Origin of the sequence: Thioclava sp. F36-6, assembly GCF_002020305.1 — a bacterium.
Taxonomy (GTDB): Bacteria; Pseudomonadota; Alphaproteobacteria; order Rhodobacterales; family Rhodobacteraceae; genus Thioclava; species Thioclava sediminum.
The window spans coordinates 190,838-210,041 of record NZ_MPZX01000003.1 but is presented as its reverse complement, the minus strand read 5'-3'; the positions used below and the strand labels follow the sequence as shown (position 1 = coordinate 210,041).

Here is a 19,204-nt window from a genome sequence, read left to right as displayed (position 1 = left end):
GCTCACTCGGCGGGCGCCACTCCCGGAAGACGCACGCGCAGACGTTTGATCCGGCGCGGATCGGCATCGACCACCTCGTATTCGACGCCGTTCTCGGTCACCACGACCTCGCCACGGGCGGGCACCCGGCCAAGCTGCATGAAGACCAGACCGCCCATCGAATCAATCTCGTCATCGGCCTCCTCGTCAGAGAGCCGCATCCCGATCTGCGCTTCGAACTCGTTGACCGGCGCGCGGGCTTGCACGACCCATTGGCCAGGCTTTTCCTCGCGCCAATAGGCGTCATCGGCCTCGTCATGCTCGTCCTCGATCTCGCCGATCACCTGTTCGATCAGATCCTCGAGCGTGAGCAAGCCGTCGACCCCGCCATATTCGTCGATCACCAGCGCCATATGGGTGCGCTGCACCTGCATCTTCTGCAGAAGCACACCGATCGGCATCGACGGCGGCACATAGAGCAGCGGACGGATCAGCTTGCGCAGCGAGAACCGGCCATTGCCCGATCCGAACCCGTATTCCAGCGCCAGATCCTTCAGGTGAACAAGGCCCAGCGGCGTATCGAGCGTTTCCTTGAAGACCGGCAGGCGCGAATAGCCGTGCTGGCGGAACTTCTCCACCAGCTCGTCGCGGGTGATGGAGACCGGAACGGCCTCGATCTCGACTTTGGGAATGGCAACATCGCCCACCCGCATCTTGCGCAGGTTTCCCAGCCCCAGCGGCGCTGGCGCGGGTTTGGGCGGCATTTCTACCTGTGGGGCCTCTTCTTCCATGGGGCGTTGCCCGAAGAAGCGGCTGAGCAACCCGCGCGAAGCGGGCTCCGAAGACTGACCGGGTTCTGCGTTTTCCGAACTACCGGTATTGGCGGAGGTAACTCCGTCGGCGACCTGTCCCATTGTTCCTTTCCGAAAGATGACGCGGCGTTGCGTCTAGTCTTACACATATGGGTTACGAATTCCTACGCTTTCAAGAAGGCGGATTTCGATTTGTTCCATAACTTGCGCATCTTCGTCGCGAATATGGTCATAGCCCAACAGATGCAGCACCGCATGGATGAGCAAATGCAGCGTGTGATCTTCGACGGATTTGCCTTGTTCTTCAGCCTCTCGGGCGCAGGTTTCATAGGCAATCGCGAGGTCGCCGAGCTCGATTTCGCCGAAGACATCAGGCGCGGGCGGTTCGGGATGCGCACCGGGGTCCTCCGCGCCGCGCTCCTCGGCGGGCCAGCTGAGTACGTTCGTCGGCTTCGCCTTGTCGCGATATTCGCCGTTCAGTTCTGCGATGCGGGCGTCGTCACAGGCGAGAACCGATAGGCGGCAGAGCTCGGCTTCGACCCCGCGATCCTCCAGCACCAGCGTTGCGGCGCGGGTGATCAGGTCTTCCAGCCCCACAGTCTCCCAGCGGGCGTCTTCGATCTCGAGATCAATTTCCATCGGTCATTCCGCCCTCAGCCCCAAGCGTCAGATCGCCGACCTGCTGCCCGGCCTTGTCATAGACCAGCACTTGCCCCCCATCGGTCACCACCACGGTATAGTTGCGCGCGAAGGTCACGGCCTCTGCCTGCGCGCCCTCGGGCAGCGTGATAGCGGCGGGTAGTTGCGGCAGCGGATTGGGTTGCTGCAAGCGGATGACAAGCAGCGCCACGATCGCTACAAGCCCGACGATCATCACCGCCGCAAGCGTGGTCACCAGTATCTTGAGAAAGCGAAGATCGGGTGGCAGCGTGGTGGCAGGCTCTTCGTCAGGCAGGTCGGACATGAATAAGGAAATCCTCAGCATCGAGATCGGACCCGGCATGGGTCCCCGCCTTGATAAGGCCTTGGCGGCGGCTGTGCCAGAGGAAGCGGCGCTCTCGCGCTCGCGTCTGGCGAAACTGATCGCGGAGGGCTCGGTCAGCCGCGAGGGTGTGGCCGTGACCGATCAGAAAACCAAGGTCGCCGAGGGCGAGGTCTATCAGATCGCGCTGGAGCCGCCGAAAGAGGTCGAGACGGTGGCGCAGGACATTCCGCTCGAAGTGCTGTGGGAGGACGACGACCTGATCGTCGTGAACAAGCCCGCGGGCATGGTCACTCACCCCGCGCCGGGCACGCCCGAAGGCACGCTCGTGAACGCGCTGCTGCACCATTTCGGCGGCAATCTCTCAGGTATCGGCGGCGAGGCGCGCCCCGGCATCGTGCACCGCATCGACAAGGACACCTCGGGGCTGCTGGTCGTCGCGAAATCGGACCGGGCGCATCACGGGCTGGCTGCGCAATTCGAGGCGCATACGGTGCATCGCCATTACCGCGCGCTCTGCCATGGCGTGCCGCAGGCCTCCGATCCGCGTCTGCGCGGGCTTAAGGGCGTCAGCTTCGAGCAAGGCGGCGTGCTGAAGATCGTCACCCAGCTCGCGCGTCACAAGACCGACCGGCAGAAGCAAGCGGTGGTCGCCAATGGCGGCCGTCACGCCGTCACCCGCGCCCGGACGATCGAGGATTTCAACGGCACGGCGGCGCTGATCGATTGCTGGCTGGAGACCGGGCGCACGCACCAGATCCGCGTCCACATGGCCTATGCGGGCCACGGGCTGATCGGCGACCAGACCTATGGCGGCAAGCGCAAGATCTCGGAAAAAGCGGTGGGCGCTGCGGCGGCAGAGGCCGTGCGTGCCTTCCCGCGTCAGGCGCTCCATGCGGCGACTTTGGGCTTCATCCATCCGGTCACCGAGGAGGAGCTGTCCTTCGAGGCGCCCCTGCCCGATGACATGACCGCGCTGATCGACGCATTGCGTGCGGCCTCCGCGCCCCCAACCGGCGGCACGGGCCCGTGAACGTCTGGTGGGCCGAGCTTCTGACGCTGCTGATTCACTTCGGCTCTCAGGTGCTCGCGCTGTTGCGGGTGCTCACCCGTCCCGACAAACCGCCTGCGGTGCGCGCAAGCTGGACCGTCCTGATCCTGTCGGTGCCGTTTCTCGGCGTCATCCTCTACATCCTGATCGGCGAGACGCGGCTCAACCAGCGCATCGCGCGCAAGCTTCAGGCGACGGTGGACGCCCTGCCCGCCCCCGATCCGGTCGAGCCTGAAGACCTCGAGGCCGTCACGCCGGAATATCGCGCGGCTTTTGCACGTGCCGCCGCCATCAACGGCTATGCGCCCAGCACCGGCGATGCGATCACCTTCCTGCCCGACCCGTCCGACCAGCTCGAACCGCTAATCGCCGATATCGACGCTGCCACCCAGAGCGTGCACCTGATCACCTATATCTGGCTGAGCGATCTGACCGGCATCGCCATGGCCGAAGCGCTGACCCGCGCGGCGGAGCGCGGCGTGAAAGTGCGCGTCCTCGTCGACGGGCTGGGCGCGCGCGGCTTCATCAAGTCGCGGCACTGGAAGGCGATGAAGAAGGCCGGCGTGAAGACCGCCATCGCCTTTTCCTTCCGCTGGCCGCTTTTCAAGCTCGCGACGATGCGGATTGATCTGCGCAATCACCGCAAGCTCGCCGTGATCGACGGGCATGTGGCCTATGCCGGCTCGCGCAACATTGCCGACCCGGAATTCCGCATCAAGGCGCGCTTCGCCCCCTGGACGGATGTGATGCTGCGGATCGAGGGGCCGCTCGCCGCCCAGCATCAGCATATTTTCGCGACCGATTGGGTGACTCATAGCCGCGAGGAAATCTCGGACCTCGTGCTCCCGACCCCCGCCGCACCGACCGCGCGCCCGGGTACGGCGGTCGCCTTCGCGACGGGGCCGATGCTGGACACGCGCGGGGTGCCGGATGTGTTCCTTGCGGTGATCGGGGCCGCGCGCGAGACGCTGACGCTCTCGACCCCCTATTTCGTGCCAGGCGAGGAGATCGCCTCGGCGCTGCGCGCCGCCAAGCGCCGGGGCGTGCGGGTGCAGGTGATCGTGCCAAGGCGCAACGACTCGCGCTTCGTCGCCCATGCCGCGCGCAGCTTCTATCCGGTGCTGGCCGAGGCGGGCGTCGAAATCTGGGAGCATGGGCCGGGCCTGTTGCACGCCAAGACGCTGCTGGCCGATGGCCGCGTGGCGATCCTCGGCTCGGCCAATCTCGACCGCCGCAGCTTCGAGCTGAATTACGAGAATTGCGTGCTGATCGAGGATCACGAACTGGGGCTCGCACTTGGCGAACGCCAGCGTCACTGGATCGCGCAGGCCCGCCGGATCGGCCCGGAGCGCATCGCGGAATGGCCCCTTCACTGGAAAATCATCAACAATCTGATGTCGGTCCTCGCCCCGATCTTGTGAGGCGTCAGATGTTTTTTTACACAATCGCGACGGAAATCCCGTTACGATACGTTGATCTTTCTATGCGACTGCGTCAGGGCGGCTTTCGGTGAACCAATCGCCACTGCCCTGCGTTTCTTGAAAGAACGGGGAGATATCCCCATATTGAGCAGCCGCCAAAAGGGAGACATGGGAGACGATGACGAGCTATACAAACCTTCCGGCCCCGAGTCCTGAGCAGGGGCTGAACCGCTATCTTCAGGAAATCCGGAAGTTCCCGCTTCTGGAGCCGGAACAAGAATACATGCTGGCCAAGCGTTGGGCCGATCATCAGGATACCGAGGCCGCGCACCAAATGGTGACCTCGCACCTGCGTCTCGCCGCGAAGATCGCGATGGGCTATCGCGGCTATGGCCTGCCGCAGGCCGAGGTGATCTCGGAGGCCAATGTCGGTCTGATGCAGGCTGTGAAGCGCTTCGATCCCGAAAAGGGTTTCCGCCTCGCGACCTACGCGATGTGGTGGATTCGCGCCGCGATCCAGGAATACATCCTGCGCTCGTGGAGCCTCGTGAAACTGGGCACCACCTCGGCGCAGAAGAAGCTGTTCTTCAACCTGCGCAAGGCGAAGTCCAAGATCGGCGCTTATGAAGACGGCGATATGCGCCCCGAGAACGTCAAACAGATCGCGACCGATCTGAACGTGACCGAGGAAGAAGTGATCTCGATGAACCGGCGCATGTCGGGCTCGGACGCTTCGCTGAACGCGCAGATCGGCGCCGGTGACGAAGGCGGGGCCGCGCAGTGGCAGGATTGGCTCGAAGACGAGGATGCCGATCAGGCCGAGGCTTACGCCGAGACCGAAGAGATGGAAGCCCGTCGCGAGATGCTGATGGACGCGATGGACGTCCTCAACGATCGCGAGAAGGACATCCTGATGCAGCGCCGCCTGCGCGACGACCCGGTCACGCTGGAGGAGCTTTCGGGCGTCTATGACGTCTCGCGCGAGCGTATCCGCCAGATCGAGGTCCGCGCCTTCGAGAAGCTGCAAAAGCGCATGACCGAATTGGCACGCGAAAAAGGTATGAACGTGCCCGACTGACGCGCGACTGGTAACGAGTGTCGAAGTATCTCGCCGTTCCCAACTGGGGGCGGCGATTTTCTTTGCGCCGCGCCGCTCGCTATCGCCGCGCCCGCGTCATGTGCCGCAATTGGTAAAGGAAAACGACGGAGGCCATGCAGGTGAGCGCCAGCCAGACCGCGCCTGATTGCGCATGATAGACCACGCCCTCCTCCGGATCGAAGCAGCGCCCCATTTCGTTGAAGCAGCTCCGCCAGCGAAAATATTGCGCGTAATAGGCATAGCCGAAGGCAAGCGTCAGCCCGAGGCTGAGAAGCATAGTGATCACTCGCATCTCCGACGCCCCCTTCCGTTTCGACGCAGCGTAGCGATGCGGGACACCCGGTCAACGCGCCCCCGTTGCACCCGGTCCTGATTGCGCTACCATCGCGGCGAGAAAGGGAGGCTATCACATGACCGTTTTGAACTGGGGCATTCTGGGGGCTGCGAAATTCGCGCGCGAACATATGGGCCGGGCGATCCACGCCGCTGAGGGCGCACGGCTGGCGGCGCTCGCGACGTCGAGCCCCGAAAAAGCCGACCCGTTCAAGGCCTTCGCGCCCGATCTTAAAGTCCATGACAGCTATGACGCGCTGCTCGCCGACCCCGAGATCGACGTGGTCTATATCCCGCTGCCCAACACCCTCCATGTCGAATGGACGAAGAAGGCGCTGGCGGCGGGCAAACATGTGCTGACGGAGAAGCCGATCTCGATGAAGGCCGAGGAGATCGACGGGCTGATCGCAGCGCGCGACGCCGCCGGCAAATTCGCGACCGAGGCCTATATGATCGTGCATCACCCGCAATGGCAGCAGGTGCGCGACTGGCTCGACGCGGGCGCGATCGGCGAGCTGCGTCACGCCGATGTGGCCTTCACCTTCAACAACCCCGACCCCACCAATATCCGCAACAAGCCGGAGATGGGCGGCGGCTCGATCCCCGATATCGGCGTCTATGCCTATTCCTGCGTGCGCTTCGCCGCGCGGGCCGAACCGGGCGATCTGCGCGCCGTCATCCATCGCGAGAACGATGTCGACACCTTCGCACAGGTGACCGGCGAGATGATCGGCGACAAGGGCCGCTTCACCTATGGCGCGATGACCTCCACCCGGCTGCATCCGCGTCAGGAGGCGGTGTTTCAGGGCTCCGAGGGGCTCATCCGCCTCACCTGCCCATTCAACGCGAATGTTTTCGATCAGGCCGAAGTCACCCTGATCCGCAAGGGCAAACCGGACGCGGTGATCCGCTATCCGGGCGTGAATCAATACGTGATCCAGGTGGAGGCCTTCGTGCGCCATGTCACCGAGGGCGCCCCCTATATATGGACGCTCGAGGACGCGCGCGGTACGCAGGCGATGATCGACAAGGTGTTCGCCAGCGAACAGGGATGATGCGATCGCGCCTTGGGAACAAAGCACGCCTGACGGTGTTCAGGATGAATGAAATCACATAGTTCCCAAAGTAACGATCAGAACCAGTCCGACGACGAGAGCGCGAAATCCTCGAACGCCGTGCGCGAAAGGCATGAAAAGCGTTCGGTGATGCAGGCTTCGCGCCTGTCGGCGCGGCTGATCTATGCCGTGATCCGTCATGACGGCGACGAGGAGCTGAACCGCCCGCTGATCTCGCTCGTGTGGTCAGGTCTCGCGGCGGGCATCCTCATCAGCCTGTCGGTGATCGCGCAGGCGAGCCTGCACGCCCGTCTGCCCGACGAGGATTGGCGAATTCTGGTCGAGTCGCTTGGCTATTCGGCCGGGTTCATGGTGGTGATCTTCGGGCGGATGCAGCTGTTCACCGAGAACACGATCACGACCGTGCTGCCGGTGGTGGCGGATCGCTCGCTGACCTGCCTGCTGAAGATGCTGCGGCTCTGGGCGATCGTGCTGGCTTCCAACGTGCTGGGCTGCGCGATCGCCTCGGGCTTCCTGAGCATCCCGCATGTCATCCCCGACGAGATGACCGACAGCCTACTTGCAGTGGCGCGTCACGCGACCGATGGCGATATGGGGCAGAACTTCTACCGCGCGATGCCTGCAGGGATCATCATTGCGGCCGTTGTGTGGATCATGCCCGCAGCGCAGGGCAGCTCTTTCCTCGTGATCCTCGCGATGACATGGCTGCTCGCCGCCTCGGGCTCGGCCCACGTCATCGCCGGCTCGGTCGAGGCGGGGCTGCTGGTCTGGGCAGGCCAGATGAGCCTTGCCGAAGCGTTCAGCCGGTTCTTCCTGCCGGTGCTGGCGGGCAATGTCGCGGGCGGCACGGCGGTCTTCACGCTGCTCACATGGGGTCAGGTGAAGAACGAGGTGACGGGCGAACAGGACGAGGCAGAGACCGCGTCCGACCGATAAGCGAGCGCCGCCGGGCGCGCCTCAGCGCAGCTTCGGCGGCTTGCTCGGGTCCATGCCGGGGGCCGAACCGGGGACGATCTCCTGCACCTCTTCCTCTTCCGGCTCGGGCACATGCAGCACGAGGCCTTTGTCCAGCAGAAGCTGCGCGGCCTTTTCCTCGGGCTCGAGGAAAGTCACGTCCAGCTCCCCCGCATCGAGCCCGGAGAAGGTCAGCGCCTCGCCCATCGCCTTGGCGATCCCGGCGCGGAAATGCTCATGCGCGCCTATCACCGCGAGCACATGGCCCCGGTGGCCGTCCTCATAGGTCACGCCGCCCAGCACGGCGGCCTGCGCGATGCCAGCGAGCTGATGCAGCTTCGCCTCGAACGCGGGCAGCAGCAGCGCGATCACCGCAGGCGACAGGCCCGGAGCGGTGAATTCCACCGGGCGACCCTGCGCCTCGGACGGCGTATGCGCGAGCGTCTCGGTCAGCCAGTCGAGCGCCTCGGGCGGCAGAAGCATCGCCGATTCCGCCACCGAGAGATTGACGCCCAGCCCGATATTCTCGCCCACCAGATGCTGCGCGATCACCCGGCCCGGCAGCGCCGCATAGGGCTGCGGGCCGTCGGCGAATTCGCCCAGACGATCCTCGGTGTCGAAGACGAGGACGAAATCGCCCTCTTCGGTGGAGAACACCTGCGGCTTGATGTTTTCGTCCTCGGGTTCTTCCTCGAGAAGCAGGAAAAGCTCGGCATCGGCGAGACGGTCGAACACGGCGAGGCGCTTGGCCTCGTTCTCGGGTTCGGCTTCCATCGCGGCATGGGCGCGGTCATAGGGGGTCATGTCAACTCCTTCACCCGCGCGCGCAGGACCGGCAGCAGGTCGGCCTCGAACCACGGGTTTTTCTTCAGCCATCCCGTATTGCGCCAGGACGGATGAGGCAAGGGGAAGAGGCGCGGCGCGTGGTCTCGCCACCCCATCACGGTCTGGGTCACGTTGCGCGTGCCCAGATGCCAGCGCTGCGCGGCACCGCCCACCAGAAGCGTCAGATCGACCGGACCGATCTCGGCCATGACACGGTCGCGCCACGTCTCGGCGCAGATCAAAGGCGGCGGCAAATCCGAGCCCTTCGCGTCATAGCCCGGAAAGCAGAATGCCATCGGCGCGATCGCGATGCGGGCCGTGTCGTAGAAGGTCTCGCGGTCCACGCCCATCCAGTCGCGCAGACGGTCCCCCGAGCGGTCATTGAACGGCACGCCCGTCTCATGCACCCGAAGCCCCGGCGCCTGCCCCACGATCAGCACTCGCGCCCCCGCCCCGAACCACGCGACGGGTCGCGGAGAATGCCCCGTGGCCGTCGCCCGGAACCGCGCCGCGCAGATGCGACAGGCCCGGATGTCCTCTTGCACGGGTCGGGTCATAGTTTCCTCTCTGGTGTCAATGTGTTCCTCGTTGCATAACCCTCCTCCAAGTGAACATAATCCTGCCCAAATCCAAGGTTAGGTGGGTTCTCAGCCTGCGCCCCCCGTGATTTAGTGGCGAGACGCGTATAATTGGAGACCCGGACCGAGAGCTTATGATCGTATTCGAGAACGTCTCCAAATCCTTCTGGACCGGCAAGCAGCGCAAGGTGATCCTCGAACGCGCCAGCTTCCGTGTGGAATTGGGCCATAGCCTCGGCATTCTCGCGCCCAACGGCACCGGAAAAACTACGATCATCAACATGATGGCGGGGCTCGAAAAGCCCGACGAGGGCGACATTCGCCGCTCGAGCCGCGTGTCCTTCCCGCTGGGCTTCATGGGCGGCGTCGTCTCGAAACACTCGGCACGCGAGAACGCCCGCTTCATCGCGCGGCTCTACGGGCTCGACCCCGACTATGTCGAAGCCTTCTCACGCTGGCTGACTGGCATCGCGGAATATTTCGACCAGCCCGTGGGCACCTACAGTTCGGGGATGCGCGCGCGGTTCACGTTTTCCCTGCTTCTGGCGCTGGAATTCGACATTTACCTGATCGACGAGGGGATGCCCTCGACCACCGATGTGGAATTCAACCGCAAGGCAGGCTCGATCCTGCGCGACCGGCTGCGCGATTCCACCGTGGTCGTGGTCTCGCACCAGCCCGCCACGATCGAGAAATTCTGCAATCGCGCGGCGGTGCTGCGCGACGGCCAACTTTATCAGTTCGACACTCTGGAAGAAGCGAAGCGGTTGTATGACTACCAGTCCTAAGGCCCCGAAATTCCGTATCCGCCGCGATGGTCCGGTGATCACGGGGAGCGATGGCTCGCTGCAACTGGGGGCTATGCCGCTGCAATCGGGCGCGGGTTACGCCGCCTCCGAGCCTGCCACGCCGCGCGCTTCCAACGCCTCCGCCGCCTCCGCTGCGCAAAGCGCGCCTTCCTCGGAGGCGCCGCAGCCGCAACGACAGCGCAAGCCGCAACCGCAACGCCAGCCGGACGATCCGTCCAACCTGTTCGAGCCGCAGGATGACGGGTTCGGCGATCAGAAATTCCCGACCGCAGGCCAGACCGGCGCAGATGTGATCGATGCGGGCCAGCGGACCCCCGAGGAAGAAATCGACGCGATCCGCGCCGAGGGGCTGACGGGCCGCCAGTTGCGCCTCGCGCGCCGCATGGCCCAGAAACACGGCGTTCAGGCCAGTTCCGATTTCGAGGCCGTGCTGCTCCTGCGCCGCCGCGGGATCGACCCGTTCGACCGCTCGAATATCGTGGCGCTGGTGAAACCCGGCGAGGCGGAAGCGACCTCGCGGGCGCTGGCGCGCACCGATGGGCCGGGCGCCGATACCCGCGTGAACCTGCCGCAGACGATCAAGCAGGGTCAGGTCCCCTCCACCGAGGTAATGAACGCGGACCGCCGCGCCGCCGAGATCCTGCGCATCCAGCGCGACATCGCCAAACGCCGCCGCCGCAAGCTGATGCTGCTGGGCGCGCGGCTGGGCTTCTTCGTGGTGCTGCCGACGCTGATGGCCGCCTATTACTACTTCGCGATGGCCACGCCGATGTATGCGACGAAATCGGCCTTCGTGATCCAGAAAGCCGAAGGGATGGGCAATTCCGGGCTGGGCTCGCTGTTCTCGGGCACGCAGCTCGCCACCAATCAGGACTCGGTGACGGTGCAATCCTATCTGCAATCGCGCGATGCGATGAAGCGACTCGACCGCGATCAGGGGTTCAAGAAGATCTTCGAGGACCAGAGCATCGACCCGCTGCAGCGGCTGCCGGAAAACGCGACCGACGAGCAGGCCTACCGGCTCTATTCCAAGATGGTGCAGATCGGCTACGACCCCTCCGAGGGCATCGTGAAGATGGAAGTGGTCGCCCCCGATCCGGCGAAATCGCAGAAATTCTCCGAGTCGCTGATCTCCTATGCCGAACAGCAGGTGGACCAGTTGACTTCGCGGCTGCGCGACGACCAGATGAAGGGCGCGCGCGAAAGCTATGAGGATGCCGAGGCCAAGGTCTTCGCGGCGCAATCCAAGGTGCAGCAGCTGCAGGAAAAGGTCGGCGTGCTCGATCCCGTCAGCGAGAATTCGATGGTGATGGGTCAGGTCGCCAATCTGGAAAACCAGTTGCAGCAGAAACGTCTCGAACTGGGGCAGCTGCTCGACAATCCGCGGCCCAATCAGGCGCGGGTCGCGGGCGTGCAGGGCGATATCAAGCGCATTCAGGCGCTTCTCGACACCACGCGCAGCCAGCTGACGACCGCACGGCAATCCACGGGGGGCGAGTCGCTCGCCGCTGTCACCGGCCAGCTGCAGATCGCTCAGGGCGAGTTGCAGACCCGGCAGATGCTGCTGTCGGCGGCCGCCCAGCAGATGGAAACCGCCCGGATCGAGGCCAACAAGCAGGTGCGCTATCTGGAGATGGGCGTGCGCCCCGTCGCCCCGGACGAGCCCACCTATCCGCGCGCTTTCGAGAACACGCTGTTGGCTTTCCTGATCTTCTCGGGCATCTATCTGATGCTGTCGCTCACAGCTTCGGTCCTGCGCGAGCAGGTCTCGAGCTGACCCCTGAGCGGCCCGTCACGAGGCTGCGGAGTGAGATATGAAAGACGTGAAAATTGGCGGGCTGACCGTCTCGAACGACCGCCCGCTCACGGTGATCGCGGGGCCCTGCCAGCTGGAAAGCCGCGACCATGCGATGATGATCGCGAAGGAAATGGCCCGCGCCTGCGATCAGGCGGGCGCACAGTTCATCTTCAAGGCGAGCTACGACAAGGCCAACCGCACCAGCCTCAAGGGCAAGCGCGGCCTCGGCATCGACGCGGGGCTGAAGATCCTCGAAGAGGTGCGCGCCGAGATCGGCTGCCCGGTGCTGACCGACATCCACGATGCTGAACAGGCCCGCATCGCGGGCGCCGTGGTCGACGTGATCCAGATCCCAGCCTTCCTGTGCCGCCAGACCGATCTGCTGCTGGCCGCGGGCGAGACCGGCTGCGTCGTGAACATCAAGAAGGGCCAGTTCCTCGCGCCGTGGGACATGCCGAACGTGGCCGACAAGGTCGCCTCGACGGGCAACGAGAATATCCTGCTGACCGAGCGCGGCACGTCGTTCGGTTACAACACGCTGGTCGCCGATATGCGCGGCCTGCCCGAGATGGCCAAGACCGGCTACCCGGTGATCATGGATGCGACCCATTCGGTGCAGCAACCCGGCGGACAGGGCGGCTCCTCGGGCGGTCAGCGCGAATTCGCGCCGGTGATGGCGCGCGCTGCCGTCAGCCTCGGGATTGCGGGGGTGTTCATCGAGACCCACGAGGCGCCCGATACCGCGCCGTCCGACGGGCCGAACATGATCCCGCTGAACCAGATGCCGAAGCTCGTTCAGACGCTGATGGAGTTCGACCGGATCGCCAAGGACGACCCGATCCGGCTGTAAGCGCCCATAGAAAAGGGCACGCGAGAGACCCGCGCGCCCTGCCCTGTTCTTTGCGATCGGATCAGGCGTCGGCCACGACCTCGGCGCGCTGCTTGCCTAGACCTTCGATCTCCAGTTCCACCACGTCGCCCGGATGCAGGAAGCGCGGCGTCTCCATCCCCATCGCGACGCCCGGCGGGGTGCCGGTCGAGATCACGTCGCCCGGATGCAGCGTCATGAACTGGCTGAGGTAGCTCACCAATTTCTTCACACCGAAGACCATCGTCTCGGTCGAGCCGTTCTGCATCACCTCGCCATTCACGCTCAGCTTCATCGCCAGCTTCTGCGGATCGGCCACGGAGTCGCGGGTCACCAGATACGGACCGAGCGGGCCGAAGCTGTCGCAGCTCTTGCCCTTGGTCCACTGGCCCGCGCGATCCTTTTGATAGCTGCGCTCGGAGACGTCATTGGCGAGCACGAACCCCGCGACGTAATCCATCGCGTCCTCTTCCGAGACATATTTCGCGGGCTTGCCGATCACGATGCCCAGCTCGACCTCCCAGTCGGTCTGCTCGGAGCCGCGCGGCAGCACGATCGGGTCGTTCGGGCCCTGGATCGCGGAGGTGGCCTTCATGAAGATCAGCGGCTCGGGCGGCACCTGCGAACCGGATTCCGCGGCGTGATCGGCATAGTTCAACCCGATGCAGATCATCTTGCCGATCCCGGCCACCGGCGCGCCCAGGCGCGTGCCTTCCGGCACGACAGGCAGCTCCGACGCATCGAGCGAGCCGATCGCGGCCAGCCCGTCATCGGAAAGCACCGCGCCCCCGATATCGGCAACCTGCCCCGACAGGTCGCGGATCACGCCCTGATCGTCGATCAACCCCGGTTTCTCGGCCCCGATCAGCCCATGACGCAGAAGTTTCATGTGATGTCCTCCTTCATTTTGGCGGCATCAAGCCCGCGCAGCGGCGAAGATGCAAGGGCGTCAGCGGACATGCAGGATGAAAATCCCGAGCAGAACCATGAGCGCGATCGCCAGCGCGAAGAGCAGAAGATCGGGCCAGTTGGTGCCTTTTTCGTCCGGCGCTTCCTCGGCGTCGATCAGGGCGCGCAGCATCCGCATCCGCACGAAAGCGAGGATCACAACCACCCCGCCGCTCAGCACCATCGCGAGATCGGACCAGCCGGGAATATCCGCTCGGGTCAGCTTGGCGGCCGTCAGCCCGACGCCGACAATCGCGATGGCCGTGCGCAGCCAGGCCAGAAAGGTCCGTTCATTCGCGGCGTGGTCCTTGAAATTCTCCTTCGTGGCCACTGTGATCCCTGCCTTTCCATCGCCCCCGTCGCGGCGCGCCGTGGGCGGGTCCGAGAGGCCGCCCTTGTCGCCGTTCCTGCACCAGAATCGCGCCGAGGCCCCGCCCGGTTCCCGGGCCCCGCAAATCGGCACGCCGCCCTTCCCCTTGGAACTTCGGCCCACGCTTCAACCCGTCTCACGGCAAACGTGAGGCACGGATCACGCATTCGTTGCCCCGATCAGCACCGCGGGAGCACATTGCGAGTGCCCCAACGACGGCTTTCCGCGTTAAAAATAAGGCATGCCCGGACGCGTGCGCTTTCCGCGCAGGAACGCATGCCGCAGGGTCCGTTCAACCAAATTCATCATCGCGTGAGATGAGGTGGTCGCGCCCCCGTGACTGCATCATCCTTAGCGTTCGCGAACATACGGCCCCGCGCCACATGGTCGTGATCGTCCCTGCGCGGGCGTCGGTGCGTCCGACATCTGCAAACATCTGCATGTTTGGAACTGATCACGCTGCCGTGCATTGCTCGTGAAAGAGACATGAAAACAAACCGACCAACCGGGCTAAAGGGAGAATGGAACAGTGACGAGCATCCACGCGTCGCACCGGCTCGGCCCGGGTCAAGTCTGACACCGGAGCCAGCCTATGCAAATCACCGAAACGCTCGGCCTGCTGCTCGCGCTCAGCTTCGTCATCTCGCTTCTGGCGTTGACGATCCTGATCTGGGCGATCGCGAACAAGCAGGTCCACACGCCAGACGCCGATGACGCGCGGACCATTTTCGAGCCCGGCGAGGGCGCGGATATCGACTATCCCGACAAGCCCCACCATTTCGACACCGCCCGCAGCGGCATCGATGCGAACTCTTCCAGCGTCGTGATGTGGCTCATCGCGGCGGCGGTGTTCTGGCTGATCTACGGCTCGCTGCACGGGCTGGCCGCCTCGCTCGAACTCCACCTGCCCGACCTGATGTCGGGGTCCGCGCAGATGACCTTCGGGCGGATGCGCACGGTCCACCTGAACTCCGTCGCCTATGGCTGGGCGAGCCAGGGCGGGCTTGCGGCCGTGTGCTGGATCATCCCTCGCATCTTCCGCACCAACCTGCGCATGACGGGCCTTCTGAAAGTCGGGATCGTGCTGTGGAATATCGGTCTGGCGGCTGGCGTTCTGGCCATCGCGAACGGCTGGACCGACGGTCTCGAATGGCTCGAGATCCCGTGGCAGATCGACATCATCCTCGCCGCCGGCGCGGCGTGCTTCGTGGCCCCGCTGATCGCGACCGCGAAGAACCGCAACGTCCATCACATCTATGTCTCGGGCTGGTACTTCCTTGCAGGCGTGCTGTGGTTCCCGGTGCTGTTCATCGTCGCGAACATCCCCGGCGTCCATCACGGCGTCGAGCAGGCCACGATGAACTGGTGGTATGCCCATAACGTGCTGGGCCTGTGGCTGACGCCGCTGGGCGTGGGCACGGCCTATTACTTCATCCCGAAAATCATCGGCAAACCGGTCTATTCCTACGCGCTGTCGCTGGTGGGCTTCTGGGCGCTGGCGCTGTTCTACAGCCAGGTCGGCATCCACCACCTGATCGGCGGCCCCGTCCCCACCTGGCTGGTGACGCTCTCGGTCGTGCACTCCGTGATGATGTTCGTCCCCGTCATCGCGGTGGCGATCAACCAGCACGTCACGGTGGCGAGCAACCTCTGGGCGCTCAAGGAGTCGATGCCGCTGCGCTTCATCTCCTTCGGGGCGGTGATGTATACGCTGGCCTCGTTCCAGGGCTCGATCGAGGCACTGCGCTCGGTCAACACGATCACCCACTTCACCCATTACACGGTGGCGCACGCGCATCTGGGCGCCTATGCCTTCGTGTCGCTGGTGCTGATGGGCGCGATCTACCAGATCGTGCCGCGCGCAACGGGCAAATACTGGCCCTTCCCGCGCATGATCGCATGGCATTTCTGGCTGAACGTGATCGGCTTCGCCGTCTACTTCTTCTCGCTGACCATCGGCGGCATCCTGCAGGGCCTCGCCCAGCTCGATGCGACCAAGCCCTTCGCCGACAGCGTGATCCTGCTCAAGCCCTATCTCGAAGGCCGCTCGCTCGGCGGCGGGCTGATGACGCTGGGCCACGTGCTGCTGGCGATCAACCTCATCGCAATCGGCTTCGCCAAGAAGACCCGTGAGACCGAAACCGAAAACATGGTGGCTGCAGAATGAACCGCTATCTTCCTCTCGCAATCACGGCGCTGGCGATCCTTGCGCTCGCGACCCTGTTCCTGGTGATCGCGCCGGGCATGCAGATCAGCGCGCAAGGCCCGTCGCAGGGGCTCAAACCCTACACCGAGGCCGAGGCGCGCGGACGTGCCGTCTATGTCTCGATGGGCTGCCTCTATTGCCACTCGCAGCAGCCGCGCTCGCTGGCGCAGGCCCCCGATGCCGAACGTGGCTGGGGCCGCGCCTCGGTCGCGGGCGATTACGCCTATGACGACCCCCACCAGCTGGGCACGATGCGCACCGGGCCGGACCTGATGGATATCGGCGACCGCCTGCCCTCGCAGGCCTGGCAGCTGACCCACCTCTACCAGCCACGCGCCATCGCGAGCTGGTCGATCATGCCCGCCTACCCCTACCTCTTCGAGCATAAGGACAAGGCCGGGCCCGACGATGTGGTGGTCAAGCTGCCCGCGCAATACGCGCCGAAATCCGGAGTGATCGTGGCCAAGCAGGATGCGCTCGACCTCGTGACCTATCTGCAGGGCATGAAGCGCCAATACGCCCCGCCGAAGGACGGCCTGCGCGACAATGGCTACGCGCTGATCGCCGAAAAGCAACGCGACGCGACCGATGCCACCACGGCCTCGAACTGAGACCAGGGAGACAAGAATGACCGACAAGAAACCCGATCCCCGGCGTCCCGACGAAACCTTCGAGCCGTTCGAGGAAACCCGCCGCATCCCGTGGCCCGTCTATTCGATCGCGATCGCCCTCGCGATCTGGGGGGTGATCATGCTGGTCCAGACCAGCACCGCCGTTCAGGTTGCCGACAAGACGCAAGAAGAGGTGGCCAAGGAGGATAGCACCAAGCTCGCTCAGGCCGCGGCCCCCGATCTGGATGCGGGCAAGACGCTGTTTGCCGACAATTGCGCCACCTGCCACGGCGATGCGGGCGAAGGCGTGGCCGGCGCCTTCCCTCCGCTGCACGGCTCGGATGTCGTGAAGCTGGGCGGCGCAAAAGCCGTCACCCATATCGTGATGCGCGGCATCGGCGGCAAGCTCAACGTCAATGGCGACGGCTATGAAGGCCAGATGCCCGCCTTCGGCTCGGTACTCAGCGACACCGAGATTTCCGAAATCGCGTCCTATGTCGCGACCGGGCTCAACGACGACGCCAAGACGATCAGCGCCCCCGAGGTGGCCGATATCCGCAAGGTCGCCGGTGACAAAGATCCGTTCGATGGCGGGGCCGGGCTTGCCGGGCTGATCAACGACCTGCCCGCGCAGCCGAACTCGGAAGCGGCCGATCAGGGCGCCGATTCCGAGCGTGTCGCCCAGCTCGTGGGCAAAGGCACCGACACCGTCTGGGCCTGCGCAAGCTGCCACGGCGACAAGGGCGAAGGCATCGAGACCGTGCCGCGTCTGGCGGGCCTTCCGGCGCCCTATCTGGCCAAGCAGCTGCATGACTTCCAGAGAGGCACCCGGTTCAACGACTCGATGGCCTATGTCGCGAAGGGTCTCAGCGATCGCGAGATCGGCGAGCTCGCCAATTACTACGCGAGCATGAGCAGCCCCTCGGGCGCGAAACCGTCGCTGCAGGGCGATCTCAAGCGCGGCGCGCAACTCGCCAAACAGGGCGACTGGTCGATCGGTGTTCCGGCCTGCTTCACCTGTCACGGGCCCTCGGGCGTCGGCGTCGCGCCGAACTTCCCCGGGATCGCCGCGCAACAACCCAGCTACGTCGCGCATCAGCTCGCGATGTGGGCAGGCGGCGCGCGCCATAACTCGCCGCTCGGCCTGATGGCAGGGATCGGCAAGGCCCTGAACGACTCCGATCGCCGCGCCGTGGCCGATTACCTCGCCTCGCTCGCCCCGATGCCGGCGATGGACAAAACCGAACTGGCCGCGATGGAGAGCAACATCCCGGTCCGTGAAGGAGTGGATCAATGAGTAACAAGCACCCGTCCGATATCCCTCCGCGCGGGGAGACCAAATCCTCCCGCGGGCAAACCGTGCTGCGGGCGATCCTCGCGGTGGGCGGCGGCCTCGTGCTGGTAGTGCTGGGCTCGCTCCTCGTCGATTTCGGCCTCGCCCCCAGCTGGCTGACAGGCGCCACCCGCGACCAGAGCGAAGCCGAGACCGCCGCGGCGCAAAGCGGCGGCGACGGCAAGCAGGCCGCGCTGTTCCAGCCGCCTGCGGAAAGCACCATCCCCGATGACGATTTCGGCAAATCGGTGCGCCGCGGCATGGCGATCTTCAACGATACCGGCACCAACGCCCACGACTATGTTGGCAACGATCTGTCCTGTTCGAACTGCCACCTCGATGCGGGCCGTCAGGCCTATTCCGCGCCGATGTGGGCCGCCTACCCGGTCTATCCGAAATATCGCGGCAAGAACAAAATGGTGAATACCATGGAGGACCGCATCAAGGGCTGCTTCACCTATTCGATGAACGCGCAAGGCTCGCCCTCGGGTGGCCCGCCGCCCTATGGCTCGGATGTCTATCGCGACCTGCAGGCCTATTTCTTCTGGATGTCCAAGGGGCTGCCCACGGGCGAGAAACCGGAAGGCGCAGGCTTCGGCAAGATCGACAAGCCCGCGCAAGAGCCCTCGCGCCAGCGCGGCGAAGAGGTCTTCGCTCAAAACTGCGCGGTCTGCCACGGCGCCGACGGTCAGGGCCAGAAGGACATCAACGGCAAGGTCGTCTTCCCGCCGCTCTGGGGGCCGCACAGCTTCAACTGGGGGGCTGGCATGCACAAGGTCGACGCCGCCGCTGCCTTCATCAAGCACAACATGCCGCTTTCGGAGCCGAACAAGCTCAGCGTGCAGGAAGCCTGGGACGTGGCCGCCTTCGTCGACAGCCATCCGCGCCCGAACGACCCGCGCCAGATTGGCGACGTGACGGTGAAGGACGCCTTCGACAAATGGCACCACAAGCACCAGGGCTTCTACGGCAAGGAAGTCGATGGGGAGCTGATGGGTCCGGGCTACCCGTCCGGCGACCAGGCCTCCGTGCCCGCGCAAAACGAAAACTCGGGCGGCTAAGCCTTTCCCTTAGACGACCCGATCGGGCCGGCGCAGCGATGCGCCGGCCCATTTTTTTGCGCCCCTCTCATCGCTCCGTGCGCTTGCCTT

The 19,204-nt window shown here is 64.7% G+C and carries 20 protein-coding genes; 12 read left to right on the top strand and 8 right to left on the bottom strand.

Features of this window, described 5'->3' with window-relative positions; genetic code table 11:
- Positions 1-2: 2 nt before the first annotated feature.
- From BMI88_RS15200 to BMI88_RS15190, 3 genes are all read right to left on the bottom strand, one after another.
- Positions 3-770 carry a hemolysin family protein gene (locus BMI88_RS15200; RefSeq protein ID WP_232621786.1) on the bottom strand — a complete coding sequence of 256 codons (768 nt, stop codon included), beginning with the start codon at positions 768-770 and terminating at the stop codon, positions 3-5.
- Between the two features lie 162 nt (positions 771-932).
- Positions 933-1,430 (bottom strand): rRNA maturation RNase YbeY, encoded by a 498-nt coding sequence (gene ybeY / locus BMI88_RS15195; protein ID WP_078550119.1) that lies wholly within the window; start codon positions 1,428-1,430, stop codon positions 933-935.
- On the bottom strand, positions 1,420-1,755 hold the full coding sequence (locus BMI88_RS15190; protein WP_078550118.1) for a DUF6476 family protein: 336 nt from the start codon (positions 1,753-1,755) through the stop codon (positions 1,420-1,422). Before BMI88_RS15190 ends, ybeY begins: the two co-directional genes overlap by 11 nt.
- On the opposite strand from BMI88_RS15190, the gene BMI88_RS15185 reads away from it, so the two are divergent.
- The 3 genes from BMI88_RS15185 (at position 1,754) to rpoH (ending at position 5,323) form a co-directional block, all read left to right on the top strand.
- Complete coding sequence (locus tag BMI88_RS15185) at positions 1,754-2,806, top strand: RluA family pseudouridine synthase (RefSeq protein WP_078550116.1); 1,053 nt, start codon at positions 1,754-1,756, stop codon at positions 2,804-2,806. The genes BMI88_RS15190 and BMI88_RS15185 overlap by 2 nt on opposite strands.
- The gene (gene cls, locus BMI88_RS15180; protein ID WP_168174002.1) at positions 2,803-4,245 is read left to right on the top strand and encodes a cardiolipin synthase; all 1,443 of its coding nucleotides are present in this window, start codon (positions 2,803-2,805) and stop codon (positions 4,243-4,245) included. Before BMI88_RS15185 ends, cls begins: the two co-directional genes overlap by 4 nt.
- A 178-nt stretch (positions 4,246-4,423) precedes the next feature.
- Positions 4,424-5,323, top strand: coding sequence for an RNA polymerase sigma factor RpoH (gene rpoH / locus BMI88_RS15175; RefSeq protein WP_078520844.1), 900 nt, complete (start codon positions 4,424-4,426; stop codon positions 5,321-5,323).
- Between the two features lie 79 nt (positions 5,324-5,402).
- Here rpoH and BMI88_RS15170 read toward each other — a convergent pair whose 3' ends face one another.
- Positions 5,403-5,630, bottom strand: a complete 228-nt coding sequence (locus BMI88_RS15170) for a hypothetical protein (RefSeq protein WP_146673600.1) — start codon at positions 5,628-5,630, stop codon at positions 5,403-5,405.
- Positions 5,631-5,754: 124 nt separating this feature from the next.
- On the opposite strand from BMI88_RS15170, the gene BMI88_RS15165 reads away from it, so the two are divergent.
- Both BMI88_RS15165 and BMI88_RS15160 read left to right on the top strand, forming a co-directional pair.
- Positions 5,755-6,732 (top strand): Gfo/Idh/MocA family oxidoreductase, encoded by a 978-nt coding sequence (locus BMI88_RS15165; protein ID WP_078550112.1) that lies wholly within the window; start codon positions 5,755-5,757, stop codon positions 6,730-6,732.
- A gap of 48 nt (positions 6,733-6,780) precedes the next feature.
- On the top strand, positions 6,781-7,689 hold the full coding sequence (locus BMI88_RS15160) for a formate/nitrite transporter family protein (RefSeq protein WP_078550110.1): 909 nt from the start codon (positions 6,781-6,783) through the stop codon (positions 7,687-7,689).
- Positions 7,690-7,710: 21 nt separating this feature from the next.
- On the opposite strand, the gene BMI88_RS15155 is transcribed toward BMI88_RS15160, so the two are convergent.
- Both BMI88_RS15155 and BMI88_RS15150 read right to left on the bottom strand, forming a co-directional pair.
- Positions 7,711-8,511: an SseB family protein gene (locus BMI88_RS15155; protein WP_078550109.1), complete on the bottom strand. Its 801-nt coding sequence runs from the start codon at positions 8,509-8,511 to the stop codon at positions 7,711-7,713.
- On the bottom strand, positions 8,508-9,089 hold the full coding sequence (locus BMI88_RS15150) for a uracil-DNA glycosylase family protein (protein WP_078550107.1): 582 nt from the start codon (positions 9,087-9,089) through the stop codon (positions 8,508-8,510). The genes BMI88_RS15155 and BMI88_RS15150 overlap by 4 nt, the downstream gene beginning before the upstream one ends.
- A 155-nt stretch (positions 9,090-9,244) precedes the next feature.
- Between BMI88_RS15150 and BMI88_RS15145 the strand changes: the two genes are divergently transcribed.
- Genes BMI88_RS15145 through kdsA form a run of 3 tightly spaced genes read left to right on the top strand, consistent with a single transcriptional unit; the run spans position 9,245 to position 12,567 of the window.
- Positions 9,245-9,898, top strand: coding sequence for an ATP-binding cassette domain-containing protein (locus BMI88_RS15145; RefSeq protein WP_078550106.1), 654 nt, complete (start codon positions 9,245-9,247; stop codon positions 9,896-9,898).
- Positions 9,882-11,696, top strand: coding sequence for a capsule biosynthesis protein (locus BMI88_RS15140; protein WP_078550104.1), 1,815 nt, complete (start codon positions 9,882-9,884; stop codon positions 11,694-11,696). The genes BMI88_RS15145 and BMI88_RS15140 overlap by 17 nt, the downstream gene beginning before the upstream one ends.
- A gap of 37 nt (positions 11,697-11,733) precedes the next feature.
- Positions 11,734-12,567 carry a 3-deoxy-8-phosphooctulonate synthase gene (kdsA, locus tag BMI88_RS15135; RefSeq protein WP_078550102.1) on the top strand — a complete coding sequence of 278 codons (834 nt, stop codon included), beginning with the start codon at positions 11,734-11,736 and terminating at the stop codon, positions 12,565-12,567.
- A gap of 61 nt (positions 12,568-12,628) precedes the next feature.
- Here the strand turns inward: kdsA and BMI88_RS15130 are convergent, their stop codons facing one another.
- Complete coding sequence (locus BMI88_RS15130; RefSeq protein ID WP_078550099.1) at positions 12,629-13,474, bottom strand: fumarylacetoacetate hydrolase family protein; 846 nt, start codon at positions 13,472-13,474, stop codon at positions 12,629-12,631.
- Positions 13,475-13,534: 60 nt separating this feature from the next.
- Positions 13,535-13,864 carry a DUF202 domain-containing protein gene (locus BMI88_RS15125; RefSeq protein WP_078550691.1) on the bottom strand — a complete coding sequence of 110 codons (330 nt, stop codon included), beginning with the start codon at positions 13,862-13,864 and terminating at the stop codon, positions 13,535-13,537.
- A gap of 631 nt (positions 13,865-14,495) precedes the next feature.
- On the opposite strand from BMI88_RS15125, the gene BMI88_RS15120 reads away from it, so the two are divergent.
- Genes BMI88_RS15120 through BMI88_RS15105 form a run of 4 tightly spaced genes read left to right on the top strand, consistent with a single transcriptional unit; the run spans position 14,496 to position 19,114 of the window.
- Positions 14,496-16,070 carry a cbb3-type cytochrome c oxidase subunit I gene (locus BMI88_RS15120; protein ID WP_246831900.1) on the top strand — a complete coding sequence of 525 codons (1,575 nt, stop codon included), beginning with the start codon at positions 14,496-14,498 and terminating at the stop codon, positions 16,068-16,070.
- On the top strand, positions 16,067-16,720 hold the full coding sequence (locus tag BMI88_RS15115; protein WP_078540647.1) for a cbb3-type cytochrome c oxidase subunit II: 654 nt from the start codon (positions 16,067-16,069) through the stop codon (positions 16,718-16,720). Before BMI88_RS15120 ends, BMI88_RS15115 begins: the two co-directional genes overlap by 4 nt.
- A gap of 16 nt (positions 16,721-16,736) precedes the next feature.
- Positions 16,737-18,017 (top strand): c-type cytochrome, encoded by a 1,281-nt coding sequence (locus BMI88_RS15110; RefSeq protein WP_168174001.1) that lies wholly within the window; start codon positions 16,737-16,739, stop codon positions 18,015-18,017.
- Positions 18,014-19,114: a c-type cytochrome gene (locus tag BMI88_RS15105; protein WP_078550095.1), complete on the top strand. Its 1,101-nt coding sequence runs from the start codon at positions 18,014-18,016 to the stop codon at positions 19,112-19,114. Before BMI88_RS15110 ends, BMI88_RS15105 begins: the two co-directional genes overlap by 4 nt.
- Positions 19,115-19,204 lie beyond the last annotated feature (90 nt).

Coding starts and splice junctions, on each gene's coding strand:
- BMI88_RS15105 (WP_078550095.1), top strand. CDS start 18,014: ATGAGTAACAAGCACCCGTCCGATATCCCTCCGCGCGGGGAGACCAAA.
- BMI88_RS15140 (WP_078550104.1), top strand. CDS start 9,882: ATGACTACCAGTCCTAAGGCCCCGAAATTCCGTATCCGCCGCGATGGT.
- BMI88_RS15120 (WP_246831900.1), top strand. CDS start 14,496: ATGCAAATCACCGAAACGCTCGGCCTGCTGCTCGCGCTCAGCTTCGTC.
- BMI88_RS15145 (WP_078550106.1), top strand. CDS start 9,245: ATGATCGTATTCGAGAACGTCTCCAAATCCTTCTGGACCGGCAAGCAG.
- ybeY (WP_078550119.1), bottom strand. CDS start 1,430: ATGGAAATTGATCTCGAGATCGAAGACGCCCGCTGGGAGACTGTGGGG.
- BMI88_RS15130 (WP_078550099.1), bottom strand. CDS start 13,474: ATGAAACTTCTGCGTCATGGGCTGATCGGGGCCGAGAAACCGGGGTTG.
- BMI88_RS15150 (WP_078550107.1), bottom strand. CDS start 9,089: ATGACCCGACCCGTGCAAGAGGACATCCGGGCCTGTCGCATCTGCGCG.
- kdsA (WP_078550102.1), top strand. CDS start 11,734: ATGAAAGACGTGAAAATTGGCGGGCTGACCGTCTCGAACGACCGCCCG.
- BMI88_RS15155 (WP_078550109.1), bottom strand. CDS start 8,511: ATGACCCCCTATGACCGCGCCCATGCCGCGATGGAAGCCGAACCCGAG.
- BMI88_RS15200 (WP_232621786.1), bottom strand. CDS start 770: ATGGAAGAAGAGGCCCCACAGGTAGAAATGCCGCCCAAACCCGCGCCA.
- rpoH (WP_078520844.1), top strand. CDS start 4,424: ATGACGAGCTATACAAACCTTCCGGCCCCGAGTCCTGAGCAGGGGCTG.
- BMI88_RS15160 (WP_078550110.1), top strand. CDS start 6,781: ATGAAATCACATAGTTCCCAAAGTAACGATCAGAACCAGTCCGACGAC.
- BMI88_RS15190 (WP_078550118.1), bottom strand. CDS start 1,755: ATGTCCGACCTGCCTGACGAAGAGCCTGCCACCACGCTGCCACCCGAT.
- BMI88_RS15115 (WP_078540647.1), top strand. CDS start 16,067: ATGAACCGCTATCTTCCTCTCGCAATCACGGCGCTGGCGATCCTTGCG.
- BMI88_RS15110 (WP_168174001.1), top strand. CDS start 16,737: ATGACCGACAAGAAACCCGATCCCCGGCGTCCCGACGAAACCTTCGAG.
- BMI88_RS15165 (WP_078550112.1), top strand. CDS start 5,755: ATGACCGTTTTGAACTGGGGCATTCTGGGGGCTGCGAAATTCGCGCGC.
- BMI88_RS15185 (WP_078550116.1), top strand. CDS start 1,754: ATGAATAAGGAAATCCTCAGCATCGAGATCGGACCCGGCATGGGTCCC.